11 protein-coding genes and 2 pseudogenes are annotated in these 15,566 nt (G+C 60.5%); 7 read left to right on the top strand and 6 right to left on the bottom strand.

Annotation, left to right across the window (positions count from 1 at the left end):
* The first annotated feature begins 89 nt into the window (after positions 1–89).
* Entirely contained in the window at positions 90–1,622 is a 1,533-nt protein-coding gene (locus tag ACCQ03_RS21405) for a S41 family peptidase (RefSeq protein ID WP_209226182.1), read from the top strand.
* 165 nt (positions 1,623–1,787) lie between these two features.
* Here the strand turns inward: ACCQ03_RS21405 and ACCQ03_RS21400 are convergent, their stop codons facing one another.
* From ACCQ03_RS21400 to ACCQ03_RS21390, 3 genes and pseudogenes are all read right to left on the bottom strand, one after another.
* Positions 1,788–2,780 carry a D-2-hydroxyacid dehydrogenase family protein gene (locus ACCQ03_RS21400; RefSeq protein ID WP_209226178.1) on the bottom strand — a complete coding sequence of 331 codons (993 nt, stop codon included), beginning with the start codon at positions 2,778–2,780 and terminating at the stop codon, positions 1,788–1,790.
* A pseudogene (locus tag ACCQ03_RS21395) lies at positions 2,780–3,101 on the bottom strand (DUF1820 family protein). Before ACCQ03_RS21395 ends, ACCQ03_RS21400 begins: the two are co-directional and overlap by 1 nt.
* Positions 3,102–3,207: 106 nt before the next feature.
* The gene (locus tag ACCQ03_RS21390) at positions 3,208–3,900 is read right to left on the bottom strand and encodes a rhomboid family intramembrane serine protease (protein WP_017155963.1); all 693 of its coding nucleotides are present in this window, start codon (positions 3,898–3,900) and stop codon (positions 3,208–3,210) included.
* A 223-nt stretch (positions 3,901–4,123) separates the two neighbouring features.
* On the opposite strand from ACCQ03_RS21390, the gene ACCQ03_RS21385 reads away from it, so the two are divergent.
* From ACCQ03_RS21385 to ACCQ03_RS21360, 6 genes and pseudogenes are all read left to right on the top strand, one after another.
* Positions 4,124–5,464 (top strand): outer membrane protein transport protein, encoded by a 1,341-nt coding sequence (locus ACCQ03_RS21385; RefSeq protein ID WP_057679173.1) that lies wholly within the window; start codon positions 4,124–4,126, stop codon positions 5,462–5,464.
* A 269-nt stretch (positions 5,465–5,733) separates the two neighbouring features.
* The gene (locus ACCQ03_RS21380) at positions 5,734–6,435 is read left to right on the top strand and encodes a 2OG-Fe(II) oxygenase (RefSeq protein ID WP_057679172.1); all 702 of its coding nucleotides are present in this window, start codon (positions 5,734–5,736) and stop codon (positions 6,433–6,435) included.
* Between the two features lie 185 nt (positions 6,436–6,620).
* A pseudogene (locus ACCQ03_RS21375) lies at positions 6,621–6,923 on the top strand (PA0069 family radical SAM protein); the annotation flags it as partial.
* Positions 6,924–7,070: 147 nt separating this feature from the next.
* Entirely contained in the window at positions 7,071–8,357 is a 1,287-nt protein-coding gene (locus ACCQ03_RS21370) for a tyrosine-type recombinase/integrase (RefSeq protein ID WP_506185205.1), read from the top strand.
* Positions 8,354–10,150, top strand: a complete 1,797-nt coding sequence (locus ACCQ03_RS21365; RefSeq protein ID WP_209226170.1) for a site-specific integrase — start codon at positions 8,354–8,356, stop codon at positions 10,148–10,150. The genes ACCQ03_RS21370 and ACCQ03_RS21365 overlap by 4 nt, the downstream gene beginning before the upstream one ends.
* A gap of 3 nt (positions 10,151–10,153) precedes the next feature.
* Positions 10,154–10,738, top strand: a complete 585-nt coding sequence (locus tag ACCQ03_RS21360) for a hypothetical protein (protein WP_209226167.1) — start codon at positions 10,154–10,156, stop codon at positions 10,736–10,738.
* A 115-nt stretch (positions 10,739–10,853) separates the two neighbouring features.
* On the opposite strand, the gene ACCQ03_RS21355 is transcribed toward ACCQ03_RS21360, so the two are convergent.
* The 3 genes from ACCQ03_RS21355 to ACCQ03_RS21345 form a co-directional block, all read right to left on the bottom strand.
* The gene (locus tag ACCQ03_RS21355; RefSeq protein ID WP_150147813.1) at positions 10,854–11,825 is read right to left on the bottom strand and encodes an IS5 family transposase; all 972 of its coding nucleotides are present in this window, start codon (positions 11,823–11,825) and stop codon (positions 10,854–10,856) included.
* Positions 11,826–11,889: 64 nt separating this feature from the next.
* Complete coding sequence (gene xopAG, locus ACCQ03_RS21350; protein WP_209028916.1) at positions 11,890–13,131, bottom strand: XopAG/AvrGf1 family type III secretion system effector; 1,242 nt, start codon at positions 13,129–13,131, stop codon at positions 11,890–11,892.
* Between the two features lie 1,480 nt (positions 13,132–14,611).
* Positions 14,612–15,496: a hypothetical protein gene (locus ACCQ03_RS21345; RefSeq protein WP_057659320.1), complete on the bottom strand. Its 885-nt coding sequence runs from the start codon at positions 15,494–15,496 to the stop codon at positions 14,612–14,614.
* Positions 15,497–15,566: the final 70 nt, after the last annotated feature.

The raw sequence follows: 15,566 nt of genomic DNA, 5'->3' as shown, positions 1-15,566 counted from the left end.
CGCGATTCAACGCGGATTTACCGCTGCTTCGCGCATAATCCGGTCAGCTCCGCGCTGCGGGGCGCCTTATCTCTTTGTCGGAGTGCTTCATGCGCGTAGCCGTCCTGTCCGTTGCCCTGTCGCTGGCCCTGTTCGCGTCGCCTGGTTGGGCGCAGAAGGCCGGCCCCGCCGCCGCCCAGGCCAGCGCGGACGACCCGGAAGCCAATGAAGCCGCTGTGTCCAAGGTGCCGCTGGATGAGATTCGCCGTTTCGTGGCGGTCTACAACGCGGTCAAGCAGGCCTACGTCGACCCGGTCGAAGACAAGAAGCTGATGCACTCCGCCGTGCGCGGCCTGCTCTCGGACCTGGACCCGCACAGCACCTATTTCGACAAGGAAGATGCCGAAGCCTTCGACGAACAGGCCACCGGCGCCTACGACGGCATCGGCGTGGAATTGCTGCAGCAGCAGGACAACACCCTTAAGGTGATTGCGCCGATCGACGACACCCCGGCCGCGCGCGCCGGCATCCGCGCCGGCGATGTGATCGTGGCCATCGACGGCAAGCCGATCGATGCCAGCAAGGCGATGGAGCCGCTGCGCGGCGAATCCGGCAGCAAGGTCGTGTTGACCATCATGCGCGACAAGACGCCCAAGCCGTTCGATGTGACCCTGCAGCGCGAAACCATCCGCGTGGCCAGCGTGCGCAGCAAGCTGCTGGAGCCGGGCTACGGCTACATCCGCATCAGCACCTTCCAGGCCGACACCGGTGCCGACTTCCAGAAGAACCTCAAGCAGCTGCAGGCCGGCGGCAAGTTGCGCGGACTGGTGCTGGATCTGCGCAGCAACCCCGGTGGTCTGCTGACCTCGGCGGTGCAGGTGGCCGACGATCTGCTGGACAAGGGCAATATCGTCAGCACGCGCGGGCGCATCTCGATCAGCGATGCCAAGTTCGACGCCACCCCGGGCGATCTGCTCAATGGCGCACCGGTCGTGGTGCTGGTGGACGCCGGCTCGGCCAGTGCCTCGGAAGTGCTGGCCGGCGCGCTGCGCGACAACAAGCGCGCACGCATCATCGGCAGCCGCACCTTCGGCAAGGGCTCGGTGCAGACCGTGCTGCCGCTGGACAACGGCGACTCGGTCAAGCTCACCACCGCGCGCTATTACACGCCCAGCGGCAAGTCGATCCAGGCCAGCGGCATCGTGCCGGACGTCCTGCTCACGCCCGAACCGCAGCCGGGCGACGCCGATGTGCCGGCCAGCCTGACCGACTACAGCGAAGCCACCTTGCCGGGCCACCTGCGCGGCGACGACGAAGGCGAAGAGGGCTACAGCGCCGGCGACGTGCTGCCGGGCGACGGCCCGATCGCCGAAGCCCTGGCCGAACTCAAGCAACCCGGCTCCGCCGCCAAGGCGCAAGCCGCGCGCAAGGCCAAGGCGCAAGCAGCGCAGAAGGCGAAGGCCGCCAGCAAGACCGGTGCCGAGCCCAAGCCGCCGGCAGCGCGCCCGGCGACCACGGACAAAGCCAAACCGGCAGAACCGGCAGGCAAGGCCAAGCCGGCCACTGCGCCCGCAGCGCCAGCCGAACCGGTGCAGCCGTCGCCGCCAGCAAACAAGCCAACGTCCACCGAACCGGCCAACTGAGAGCGGCCACCGCAACGTCGCGGCCCGTCGTCAGGCGGGCTTGGCCGTCTCACCGGGATCGGTGTGGGAGTGGTGCATGCGGCACCCGACATCGATCGCCGCGCACCTGGCAGCAGCGCGCGCGGCCGGTCGGCTGCTTCAAGGCCGCGCCAACCAAGCGGGGAATCACAACCGCTGCGTTGTAGCCAACACCTCGGGATTGACCAGGTTGCGCGGTGTGCCCGCGGCGAACGCCAGCACATTGTCGAACGCCGCGCCGAAATACAGCGCGTAGCTGTCGCGCTCCACGTAGCCCAGATGCGGTGTCGCCAGCACGCGCGCATGCCGCAGCAGCGGATCGCGCAGGTCCAGCACCGGCTCGTGCTCGAACACATCCAGCGCGGCCTGCGCCGGCCGGCCCGCGTCCAACGCAGCGAGCAAGGCGCCCGGGGCGATCAACTCGGCGCGGCTGGTGTTGACCAGCAACGCGTCCTCGCGCATGCGCGCCAGATCCTGTGCGGTGACGTCATGCCGTGTCTGCGCAGTCAGGCGCCGATGCAGCGACAGCACGTCGCTGCATTCGAACAGTTCCTCGCGGCTGCCCGCGATCGCGAACCCATCGCGTGCTGCCTGCGCACAGGATGCCGGCCCGCCCCACACCAACACCTGCATGCCGAACGCGCGGCCGAAGCTGGCCACGCGTTGGCCAATCCGCCCATAACTCCAGATGCCCAGCGTGCGCCCATGCAGCACATGGCCCAAGCCGGGATCTCCAAGCGCCTGCCAGCGGCCCTGCCGCAAGGCATGCTGGTAGTCGGTCAGCCGGCGGCTGGCCGACAGGATCAGCGCCCAGGTCAGCTCGGCCGGCGCCACCGGCGAACCGACGCCTTCGGCCACCGCCACACCCAATGCGGTGCACGCCGCCACATCCACGTGCGCGCCGACGCGCCCGGTCTGGCTGATCAGTTTCAGCCGCGGCAGCCGTTGCAGCAGCGCCGCATCCACCCGCGTGCGTTCGCGGATCAGCACCAACGCGTCGGCGTCGGCCAGAGATGCGGCGCGCGCATCGAGCTCCGCATCCAACGCACCCAGCACCTGCACCTGGTGGCCCTGCAGTTGCTGCAGGCAGGGCAGCTGCGCAACGGCGCCCTGGTCGTCGTCGGGCACCACGATGCGCATCAGCGTGGCTTGATCGGCGAGGGGAACGGGGTGACCACCTTGTCGCCGGTGGTGGCATCGCGAATCACCGACTGGCCTTTTTTTCTCGACTTCTTCGATCCGCACGATGCTCTGCATCGGCAGGTGCAAGGTCTTGGTATTGCCGAATTCTTCGCGCAGGCGTTCTTCGGTGGGGTCCACCACCAGCCCGTCGTGCACGTCGAACACCAGCTCGCCGATCTGGTTGAAGCCCCACAGATGGCTGCCGGTGACCTCGCGCGCGTAGAGCTCGTACACCTTGCCGTGGTTGAGGAAGGTGACTTTGTACAGAGACTTGGACATGCGCCCGATTATAGGCGCGCGCCTGGGCAGCGACGTGCGCCGCATCGTGCCGGTACCTCGGCCGCACGGGTGGCGGCCTGCGGCTACAGCGTGTGTGCTGTGCGCCTCAGAAACCGTGGCGCTTGCGCAGCCGCCGCGCGATCGCCGCGCGCACGTACAGGCCGTACACGATGCCGAACACGAAGCCGGCGATATGCGCCGACCACGCCACCATGCCGAACGCCGGCCCGATATAGGCGAACACCACCTGCAGCAGCGCCCAGGCGCCGATCAACAACGGCGCCGGCACCCGGATGAATTCCAGAAACACACCCAGCGGCAGCACCACGCCCAGCTTGGCGCCAGGAAACAGCGCCAGGTACGTGCCGATCAATGCCGACACCGCACCCGAGGCGCCGATGATCACCCGGTCCGGCGTGCCGATGGCAAAGATCGCCGCCAGGTTGGAGGCCGCGCCGCCCACCAGGAACAGCAGCAACAACCGCCACGGGCCCAGGATGCGTTCGGCCGGCAGCCCGAAGATCAGCAGGAACACCAGGTTGCCGAGCAGATGCGACCAGTCCGCGTGCAGGAACAGCGCGGTGAACAGGCGCAGCACGCTGCCGTCGCGCAAGGTGGCCCACCAGTCGCCCAGATTGGAGACCCCGCTGGAGAGCGCGCCCCAGTCCAGCCACAAGGTATTGCGCGCCTCGCCCGGCCGGCTGATCGACCACAGATACGCCAGCCACACCGCGGCGAACAGCAACGGCACCGCCCAGCGCGGGGTGGGTTTCTTGCGGGAAGGGAGAGAGACGAACATCGGACGGGGACAATAGCCGGTCCACGCTGCTGAACCCAACCCTAACCTGACGGCACGTTCAGCGCGCGCCTCGTTATTGTTCGGTTAATCGTCATGGGTATACTGCGTACGGCGTCGTATGTCGGGGGGGGGGGGGGTCTCCGGCGCGCTCCGGGCACTGGATTGGTGCTGGACGCGGGCGCTGAACCGACCATTGCAGTCTTTATCCGGAGAGCTACAACTTATGTCTACCGCTTCCACTCTCAGCCGCGCCACCCTGTTGGCCGTCGGTATCGCTGGCGTGCTGGCCGTTGGTCAGGCGCACGGCGCCGCGTTCCAGCTGAAGGAAAACAGCGCCAAGGGCCTCGGCCGCGCATTCGCAGGTTCGGGCAGCGCCCCGGATGATGCCTCCATCATCGCCAACAACCCGGCAGGCATGCGCCAGCTGGACGGTCGCCTGTTCCAGGCCGACGTCAGCGCCATCAGCTTCTCGGCCAAGTTCCAGCCCGACACCGCGGCCTACGCCAACGGCGCTCCGGTCTCCGGCGGCAACGGCGGCGACGCCGGCATGATCGCGCCGGTCCCGGCGATGTACTTCCACGTGCCGTTCGGCGAGAACGACAACATGCACCTGGGCACCTCGCTGACCGTGCCGTTCGGCTTCAAGACCGAATACGACCGCGACTGGGTCGGCCGCTACCACGGCACCAAGACCGAGCTGCAGGCGATCGACTTCAACGTCGCGTTCTCCTATGACGTGAACCCGTACGTGTCCTTCGGTGCCTCGGTGTTCGCCGAGCGTCTGGATATCGACCTGGCCAACGCGGTGGACTTCGGCAGCGTGCTGGCTGCGCGCCGCGTGCCGGGCTTCGCGCCGGGCAGCGCCGATGGCTACTCGCGCATCAAGGGCGACAGCACCGAAGTGGGCTTCACCCTGGGCGGCTTGTTCAGCATCGATGAGAACACCCACATCGGCTTCAGCTACCGCTCGCAGGTGGAACACAAGATCACCGACGGCACCGCCGACTTCACCGTGCCGGGCAGTGCTGCCGCCGTGCTGAGCGTGGCCGCGCCGGGTACCTTCGTCGATACCAAGGGCCGCGCCACCGTCAAGCTGCCGGCCAGCGCCACCGCCAGCTTCACGCACAACGTGAACGAGCAGTGGTCGATCATGGCCGACGTGACCCGCACCGCCTGGAGCAAGTTCGACCAGGTGACCGTGGACTTCGCGTCCAACCAGCCCGACAGCGTGCTGGACTTCTCCTACCGCGATACCACCTTCGCCTCGATCGGTGCCGACTACCGCATGAGCGATACGGTGACCCTGCGCGGCGGCCTGGCCTACGACCAGACCCCGACCACGGCCGAACACCGCGACGTGCGCGTGCCGGACGCAAGCCGCAAGTGGGTGTCGCTGGGCATGAGCTGGCGTCCGTCGGCGCAGACCGAGTACAACTTCGGTTACACCCACCTGTTCACCAGCGACCCGACCAGCGACACCCGCAGTGCCACCGGCGACCGTCTGGCCGGCAGCTACGACGTGAAGGGCGACGTGCTGGCCGCTTCGATCAACTACAAGTTCTGATCGCCGCAGCACGCGTTGCGTGACGAAAAACCCCGCTTCGGCGGGGTTTTTTTTGGTGCCTTGCACGCGCCACCCACGACACGGGCGGCCGGCACCAAGCAACAAGCAAAGACAGGACAGATCGCCTCGGCGCAGCGCTTGCCCACCCTGCGCGACGGCCCCACCTCAACACGCACTGGTGATCCCGACAACCTCGCGCGCGGATCCCGCCGGCACGCAACGCCTGCCGAACGCTGCAGCCGGCGCGCCGGATTGCTATGGTCAGGCGCATGAGCCAACCCGACTTCATCCAGATCACCGACAACGCCATCGCGCGCGAGGATTGCCTGGCCATCGTGCAGCGCATGCGCCAGAGCCAGCAGCTGCATCCGGGCCGCATCGGTGGCGGTGTATTCCCAGACCTCAAACACAGCCGCGATCTGCGCATCAGCGGGATGGCCGAATGGGCGGAAGTGGAAAGCCGCCTGCAACAGGCCGTGTTCGAGGGCCTGCTCACCTATCTGCGGCAGTATCCGCAAGCGTTGATTTCACCGCTGATGCTGCAGGTGACCACGGCCGATGGCACACCGCATCGCCTGGTGGCCGAGGATATCGCGCAGATGAGCGACCAGGCGCTGGGCGATCTGGCACGCACCTGCCTGCGCCCGGGCGCGATCAATCTGCAGTGGTACACCGCCGACCAGGGCGGCTACCCGTACTGGCATTGCGAGCTGTATCCGCGCGATGCCAGTGCCGAAACGCTGCATCGGCATCTGCTGTGGACGCTGTATCTCAACGAGGAATTCGCGCAGGGCGAAACCGAATTCCTGTTCCAGCAACGCAAGGCGCGCCCACGCACCGGCAGCCTGCTGATCGCTCCCACCGCCTTCACCCACACCCACCGCGGCAACCGCCCGGTGGGAGGCGACAAGTTCATTGCCACCAGCTGGATTCTGTTTCAGTCGGCGCAGTCACTTTACGGCGGGGAATAGGGAATCGGGAATGGGCAATCGCAACGGCGGAGCTGTCGGCGGTGGCTGTTGCTGTTGTTTTGCCGACGCCCCATTCCCGCAACTACACAGCGCTTGAGTACGCCCTGCATTGCAATGCTTCGGCTCGCTCCTTTGTCCAGTACATCTCGCTTGCACCGCGCCTCGTTAGTAAGAATACTAACTGGATGCAGAAGAACTCTTTCCCCAGCGCGAGCACGGCAACCGAGCGGGATGTCCGCAGCTCGCGCACGGTCATCAAGGGGCGCGGCACCACCGCCTACGTGCCCGGTCGCTTCTCGGTCACCACCGCCGTCGAGATAGACGATGGTTGGGGCGCGGCCGATGCCGATGGCGAGACTGCCATGCGTCCCAAGACCGTGGTGGCCGAGGAAATCGCGCGCAGCATCATCAGCCGCAACAACTCGCCCGACATCGGGTTCTCGCAGTCGGTGAACCCGTACCGGGGATGTGAGCATGGTATGGTGTTTTGGTAGATTGTTCACAACTAGGGGCTGCGTTGGACGTTGGTTAGCAGCGCTTTCGTTGAGATGGAGCACTGAACGAACTAAGCTAGGTTCCGAAGCCTTGGTCGACAGTGTTCAACTTGGCCCGATGTTGGCCGCTCGCTAGATTGCATGACCCCCAAGGCCGTGATTTCTTCGTTCCGGCCCCCGGGAGAAGCAGTCTTGGATATCTACCAGCCTCAGATCGCCCAAGTAGTTGCTCTGCCTGCCCGCGGGCAGGCGCGTCACTTGCTGGGGTCTACCGCCGCCCTTCCCGCGGGCTTCTACTTCGTTGTCGATAGACGTACGTCAGTTCCTATCCCCGATGTCTACGACTTCTTGATTTCGGAGAACGTCAGCCTGCTGGGTAGGCCAAAGCTTCGCCACCAGTCCAATACAAGTAAGGCTAACGCTGAAGACTTGGTTGACCTGCTCTTCTTCGCCAACGAAATCAACACAACGCTTGCAGAGTTCTCGGAAGAACTGCTCCAGCAGTATGCCGATAGCATGTTGTATGTAGTGAGTCCGCAGACATCTCTGAACTATGCAGATCGGACAGTCATCAAGAGGGTATCGACTGCAAAGCGGCTCTTTCATTATCTACAGAATAACGGCTGTTTGAAAAATCGCTTCAAAATCGCAAAGGTCCTGCGAAGAGGAATGGAAAAGCTTGTCATAGCCCCGGACGTTCAAGTGCCAAAGACACCTGCAACGGATGCGCTGGTGAAACATATTGCTACGGACCTTGTAGAGGCAATTAGCAAAAACCTTGGCCAGATGCCCAGTGAAAAAACGCAAGTTCTGACTCGGGATCGCCTCTTGTTTGCCTTCTTGCTGAATACCGGTGCCCGAATCTCAGAGGCGCTATCAATCAAGATTAGCGAGCTGCCATTTCAAAAAGTCGGTAAGGAGAATTCCCTTGCAGCTTGCCACATACAAGTAATGGGAAAAGGAGTAACGCATCGAAAACTCATTGTCCCTATTTGGCTATTGGCAGAACTAAGTATCTATGTTTCTACCGAGCGTGCCGACGCCGTACTCGCTTCGAAAGGAAAGGCACAGCATAACCAAGTCTTCGTCAATCATGCGATTGCTCGTTATTCTCGTGGTCAAGCGCTAACAGCAAATAACTTCAGAAAGATAATGAGGCGCGCCGCAATACGTGCAGTTGGAGAAACCGTAAACAACAGTATCCCGTCCCCGCACGCTTGTAGACATTCTTTTGCTTTGTGGCACTTCATCTTGGAAGCGCGTGCGGGAAATCCCGACCCGGCAAAGAAAGTTCAGGCGCTTCTTGGACATGCAAACAGATCTACCACAGAACAAATATACCTAAACGAGAGCCTGCTACTAGAAGAAGAGCTGTCCGAGAAGGATCAACGCCATCTAATGAATGCACTGGATGGGTACGCAACATGAAACGTACGCGATTTCGAACGAAGTCCGGCCAGAATTCATTCGGTCCTACTCAAGTGCGCTTCTCTCGAGTTGAGAAAAAAGGATTACTGCACTTTCAGTGCGAAGGGCCACTCGATGAAGATATCAAGCTTTACGACTTTTCCGGATGGGCAGGTCTCTCTCAAATCGCCGAAGATCTCATTGATGCAACACTTGCCATCCTTGCATCAGAAAGAGCAACAACTCGGAACGGAACGCACCGATCGCTTCGCTACGGAATTATTCAATACCTGAACGAAACCTCTCCTCACACCGAGCTACGTAGCCTTGATCGAGCAACTTTTCAAGATTTTACACAATGGCTAAGAAAAAGAAGAGATGGACAAAAATGCGTTTGGGGCTATTCCGATAGGATGCACAAGCTGAGTGCCCTACGTAAGTTGATCTCACGGCTTTCTCCAAAGCTATCAAAGCTCGGCGTCCAGCATGATATTCCAATTAATCCGTGGCCTGGAGAAAATCCACACAGAAATGAGGGGAAAGAGAAGGAAGCAATATCACAAGAGCATTTTTTGAGGTTGATGACCGCCGCGATAAATGCGCATGAACAAAATTTTAGAGAGTTGGATCTCTCGCTTACACAGATTGACCACCATCTTGCTCTTATCAAAAGTCACTCAGTTATTCCAAACACACTTGAGGGAGTGTGCGCTCAGGCGATAGTCAAGTATGGAGGCGTACTTCCGGAGCGCAAATGGCTAAAGCAACACGAACCTAATTTCTTTCTTCGCTTGGAAGAGGTGGGTTACCTGCGTGTCGCTCAAATTATCAATCCAAACGTACATGATCTGATACCTGCATTCATCATTCTTCAGTGCTTCACACATTGGAACGAACAGCCAATGTGCTGCTTGCGCATCTCAAATATCGACAGGTGTTCAGGATTATTCTCAAATAAGTACAAACTATCGAGTATAAAGTTTCGTGGAAAAGGCATGGTTCATCGCTCGTTCTTTAAAAGCGACGAGTTGTTCAATCCCTGCAACGTTATAGACTTTATTGAGCGATGGACCAAACACCTTCGGGCGTACGCGCCCCAACGAATACGTGACGATCTATTTCTGTACGCGTGCAAGTTCAAGACTAGAAAGATCGGAGCAATCCGCTCGCTGGGACAGCCGCTACGTGGGACCTACAATCTTTCAGCCGAAAGGAAGTCCAGGTTCTTCAGGGACCGAGGCCTCAAAGCCGCAGGCTCAAGCGCCATTCGGTTAGCTGCAGCCGAGTACCTCAATGAGATACTTGGAGATACCGAGAAGGTCAGTGTTCTCCTTGGACACAGCACGGTCTCGGTCACACTCGAAAACTATCGTTCTAAGGCAACTCGCAGACGTGACGAGGAATCGCTGGCTGGAGCCATGGCTTTACAGTTTCGATACCACGATAGCAACGCAAAAGTTGACTCTCGCAGTCACTTCGGTGATCGGTCTGCAGCGTCACCCGGCTATCGATGTTTGGATCCATTTCAAAGTCCGATGCCCGGTCAAATTGACGGACGTATGTGCACTGGCTATGGATTGTGTCCGGCATGTGCACTTTCGGTCGAAATGAATGATGAAGTTTCTATCCTACGAAGAATTCAACTTTTCGAGAGGTACAGTGCGGCGCTCCGCACTCTTGGCACGCAGCGCTTCAGAGAGCGGTATGGAAGCGCATACGATCGCCTTGGTTCGTCTCTCGCATACACGCTTAAGAAAGCAAATGTGAAGCGACTGGAACAAATAGTCCTCAATCCCATACCGCCGTTGGAATAGAATATGTCATCACGTGAAAGAAAAAAGCTGAGCCAATTTACTTTTGCAGGCGCAGATTTTAACGCTCGCGTATGGATGCTTCTCAATGAAACTCCTGGTCAGGTAAAAAAAAACGCGGTCATGAGATGGGACAGGCCTCTCATAAACGGGGAGTCGCTTTTCGCGCCTGAACATCAGGATCTTCTCTTCTCTCTCAAATGTTTCGTATGGACGCTGGTTTACATGCCGCAGGGATCTGCAGCTACAACTGCGGGCGGGCTACAAAGGGTTCTTATTGGAGTAAGGGATCTCGCGAGCTTCATGATTGATGAGGGCATAAAGGATCTCGACGAGTTGGACACAGGAGACTCATGGGCCTTTGCTGAGTACGCAGTTATAGTGCACGAAGCAGGAACAAGGGATGCAGAACGATGGGGCGCCTCACGAAAGCCTACCCATGCTGGCGTTATTCCATCTGTCAATGTTCTAACTCTGATCCACAGGCAGCGCTTAGCAATGTCCAGCCTAGGCGCCAGAACTCTCAAACTTGCGCCTTACGATAACAAGTCGCCTCACGAAGTAGTGAACAAAGACTTAGGGAAGGTCTGAACAACGCGATCGGAGGATGTGGTAAGCCATATCGGTCGCGGTGACCGCGCTCAGATCCTCGGTTTTTCGCCGTTTTTGGCGCTTTTTCGGGGTATCGTCCCGATTACGGGCGCACCTACCCCGCGGCGGTAATGAACTCTTTGCGCTTCAGCCACAGATTCGACAGCGCAAACAGCATCAGCATCTGTGCGGTGTTCTTCGCCAAACCGCGATAGCGCACCTTGACGTAGCCAAACTGGCGCTTGATCACCCGAAACGGGTGTTCCACCTTTGCACGCAGGCTGGCTTTTGTGTGCTCCCAGCGCTTGGCCAACTTCAGTTCGCGCTTGTTCTTAATCTGCTTCAGCTTCGAGGGCTTCTCCGCGATCAGGTAGCGCAGTTTGCGCTTGCGCTTCATCTCCTCGCGTTTCTCAAGCCCGGTGTAGCCGCTGTCCGCGCACAGCGTGTCCTCCTTGCCGTGCAGCAGCTTGTGCGCTTGTGTGATATCGGCCACGTTGGCCGCCGTGCACTCCACGTGGTGCACCAGCCCGGAGTCATCGTCCACCCCGATGTGCGCCTTCATCCCGAAGTAGTACTGGTTGCCCTTCTTGGTTTGGTGCATCTCCGGATCGCGCTCGCCATCCTTGTTCTTGGTCGAGCTGGGCGCAGCGATGATCGTGGCGTCCACGATCGTCCCGCCGCGCAAGCTCTGCCCCTTGCGCGACAGGTGCGCGTTGACCCGATTGAACAGCTTGCGCGCCAAATCGTGCTGCTCCAACAGATGGCGGAAGTTGAGAATCGTCGTCTCGTCCGGCACCTCATCCAGCCCGCCGATCTTGGCGAAACGGCGCATCGACACCGTGTCGTACAGCGCTTCTTCCGCCGATGGATCGCTCAGTGCATACCACTGCTGCAAAAAGTGGATGCGCAGCATGGTCTCCAGCCGATACGGCTGTCGCCCCGGCTGCCCCGACTTCGGGTAGTGCGGCTCGATCAGCGCCAGCAGGTCCTTCCACGGCACGACCTGGTCCATCTCGGCCAAGAACACCTCACGCCGCGTCCGCTTGCGCTTGCCGTTGTACTCCGCGTCGCCGAAGGTCAGCTGCATCGAAATCGTCTACTCGGGTCGTTGATCGATTGTGGCAGATCACGATGGATTGTTCAGAGTTTCCCTAGTCGCTGCTGGTCATCGACTTTCCTGCATAGAATGCCTGTGCAGCATCCTTGCAAATCTGCTCATAGAATGCATCGGCGTCTTCGGTGGTGTAGCCGGCACCCACGAAGCATCCGCGTGCGATTTCATGAAGCGAGTGCCGGATGCTGCTGGCATCGTCGTATACAGCATTGAGGCAGGCAACCACGACACCGACATCCTCTTTCGAAAGGCGCGGCTCTCCGCTCATCAAGCGTGCATGGTTGATGCATGCAACGGCATTTGCACTAGTGAACGAGTCGCCCAGGCCAGAGCAGTCTTCAAAGCCGGTGCCTTCTGCGTTGAGTTTGAAGTGCGCGATCGGCAGGCCTTCCATGTTCTTCTGCTTAGCCATTTTCATGAAGTCTGCAAGCGTTTCAGGTTGATCCTGCAGACGTCTTGACTGAATCTTCGTTTCCAGCTTTTGCAGTAACGGTCCGGCGATGCTGGTATTTCTTTTCAGGACACTGATGGAGGGATCTTCGAACATCAGGGTCGCATCGATCCTGTCGGTTTGCTCTTGCGATAGCAGTCCGTTGGCGATCAGGGTCTTCATGATGATTTTCTCCGGGTGACCCCAATGCTCGTCGGCTGCATAGACTTGCCGGAAATTCAATATTGCCTGGCCGGCGGCGTGCTGTGCTTGCTTGCCAAGCTTGTCAGTGTCCTCCAGTGCCCGTTCAAACGATTGCATGCACTGCTTCAGGGACAGTGCCTTGTCGCTCTGTGAGGCCTGTTTGAAGTGCTGCATGCCGCGGTTGATGAAGGGCCGGGTGATCGAGCGTGAGGTATATCCACTTGCTCCGGTTTGGACGTTGGGCACGCCAACCAACGAGTACTTGTTTTTCCTGTCGTACAGCTCGCTCTTGCTCAGGTCCGGATCCGCTGGCATTTGCTCAGGTGCATACTTGGTAATGCACTCCCGCTTGATCCGCTCCCCCTTGAGGCAAGCGAAGTTGGTGAGAAGCGATTCCCGCGCGGCTTGGCTGTCGAAAAGATGACCGACATAGACCTTGGTCGCCGCGCGGTAATCGGTCATGGTGGCGAACTGGTTGGAACCGCACGTTCTGATCGGTACAAAGGGGCGGCTATGGGATGCACGCTCCTCCTCAGTGGCACTGTGGTACCGGGCGTAATACGTCTCGGCCTTTGCGCATCCTTTATCCAAACGATCATTACTGGTAAAGCCGCCTTTGCCATCGACCAGCGATGTCGTGGACAGAAAGAAATTGTCTGCAACATAGCCAGCACCGGCGATGCCCAGGGCGTACTTGGCCGCCCGAGATGCCCATTGTCCGCCCCGGCCCCCGTTGTTTTGGCGTGCGCCTTCTTTTTCGCCGGACTTCCTCTGCGCTCCTTGCCTGGCGTTTCGCGCTGGCAAGGCTGCCAGCAAGCCTGCGGTCTCATTTTTGTGGAGCGATGTGGATGCCGACGCAGAGGGGGGCTGCGTTGACGCTGCATCATGGGCAAGAAACCGTTGAATGGCAGTCAATGGGAGTTGGGCTTTGGTGCGCATGGATGTATCTCTCAAGTGCAGGACAGAAACCGGCGACGCCGCCGAATGCATGCTCGGAGCCATCGGAGCTTGTTGACTAGGCGAAGTGCTGATGGACGAATGGAATAGGGCCTATGAAAAGCATGGCCGCGCGTTACCGACGACATATCGATCGACTCTGCGGGTATCACATGGAAGATTGCTATCAGTCCGCGGTGAGGCTGTGTTGACTGTGCGTGCCTGAGCTGGCGGCACTCATCGACCGTGGTGAGTCACCAGCGATCCGGAGCGACAAGCCATCGGGATGACAAGAACGTAAATGTGCATATAACGCCGTGTATTCCACTGCTACCGGATTAACGACCTATTTTCCTGAAGGCCTGAGCTGTCTGCATCTCGAATGCGAAAAAGCGATGTCACAAACGAGTGGCTGTGCGAAAGCTCGGCGATCGCACCAGGCGGACCGATGCATTTCGGTTTGGTGTAAGCGTGTCCGCATCACGTTGACTCGGGAAGGCTTGAATAATTACAACTCCCATCAGACGCTTGCAAAAAAGACACACTGAGCCGAATCGGAAGATGGCGATGCAGCTTTCTTTGGAGGCGCGGAGTACACCATGCGCGCACGCGGCGCGAGGTGTTCTTGGCACAGATGGATCAGGTTGTGACATGGCAGGCCCTTCCTGGCGCTGATCGCGCCGTATCAGCCGACGTTGGTGCAGTCGGGCGAGAGCCGTATGGGATGAAGACGACGCTGCGTCTCGTTAGCAAGCCCCGGAACAGCACCCGCCTGAGCGGTGTCCATTCCGAACGGCATGTAACCGACCACAGCGCGGTTCTCTACGCCGTCTACGCCCGGATGCCCGACCGAGTGCAAAACGCCTGATACGGCAAGTCGAAAAGCACGAACGTCAACGATGCACAGGCCTAGGTGATCCGACCGGAGCCAGCGGTGGTCAGTCGATGAGATGCTGGCAGGGGCCGCAGAAAGACAGGTGCCTACCGCCACCGGGAGGTAGATGCGGGTTTTGGCTGCAACGCCGCGGGCCTACAGGTGCGCTTCACATGCCGGCGATGTTTCGGTGCCCACGCCAGCGGATAAGCGCGCTGCCTGTCGTCATACGGCGGAACTATGCCGTCGCGTGACGGTAGAAGCGGTGCTGCCGCCAGGCGCGACCGTGCAGGTCGGGCAGGCAGTGCGCATTGGTTAGGCCGCCAGCGCCTGCCGCGGATCCTGGCCCGGCTCGATATGCACGTAAAGCACAGGTAGCCCGTGCGCTTCCAGCACCGCGGCCATCTGCCGCTGGCGTGCCAGATAGTGCTCGTACACCCCGCGCAGGCGTTCGCAGTCTTCGCGGTCGTGCGCGTAGTAATCGCACCAGCCTGCCGGGTCGAACAGGGCGATGCGCACTTCGCCTTCGGTGTAGCGCAATACCGGTTCGGGGGGCTGCTCCAGCCATTCTTCGGTGTGCGGTGCCAGCAGTGCGGCTTCGATCAGCGGCCACAGCGGCGCCAGGCCCTGATTGTCGTACTGCATCGACATCATCGCCGCCAGATCGTTGGCGGTGAGATACCGCGCATGCTCGATGCGGGCGCCGAAGCTTTCCTGCGCCAGCAACGCGGTATCGGCCTGCGCCATGCCTTGGGCCAGTAGCACCTCTTCCATCGCATCGGCCACGGTGGCAACCGTCTGCGGGTCGCCGGAAAGCACGAACGGCAGCACGCGCAACCCACCGCCGACCAGTTGCGCATCGGCCTGGAACGGCAGCGGAATCTCGCCTTGCGCGTCGGCACCGAAGGCCAGCACCCGCGGGCCCTGGTCGCGCCCTGGCGCACGCGCCTGCAGCTCTTCCAGGCGCCGGTGCAGCGGCCAGCCCGGTCGCAGTACCTCGGCCGGATCGAAATGCGCCAATGCCACGCTCAATTCCAGATCGCGGACTTCCGGGATCCATTGCGCCAAGTCGCGGCCGATGCGTTCGGCCAGCATGCCGGCCTGCGCCGGCACCAAGGCGCCGCGCTCGGGGGCGCTTCCGCCGGTCAATTCCAGCGCCAGCACACCCATGGCGGTGACGCTTTGTTCGGTCTTGCTCATGATTCGCGGTTGGCCCATCACGGGGTCGAAGCTACACTGCGGCGATTATGCCTGCCGGCCCTGTGCAGGC

It is taken from the genome of Xanthomonas sp. NCPPB 3569, from assembly GCF_041475645.2.
Taxonomy (GTDB): Bacteria; Pseudomonadota; Gammaproteobacteria; order Xanthomonadales; family Xanthomonadaceae; genus Xanthomonas; species Xanthomonas phaseoli.
The sequence above is the reverse complement of the archived record's forward strand: the minus strand, read 5'-3'. Positions and strand labels throughout refer to the sequence as shown.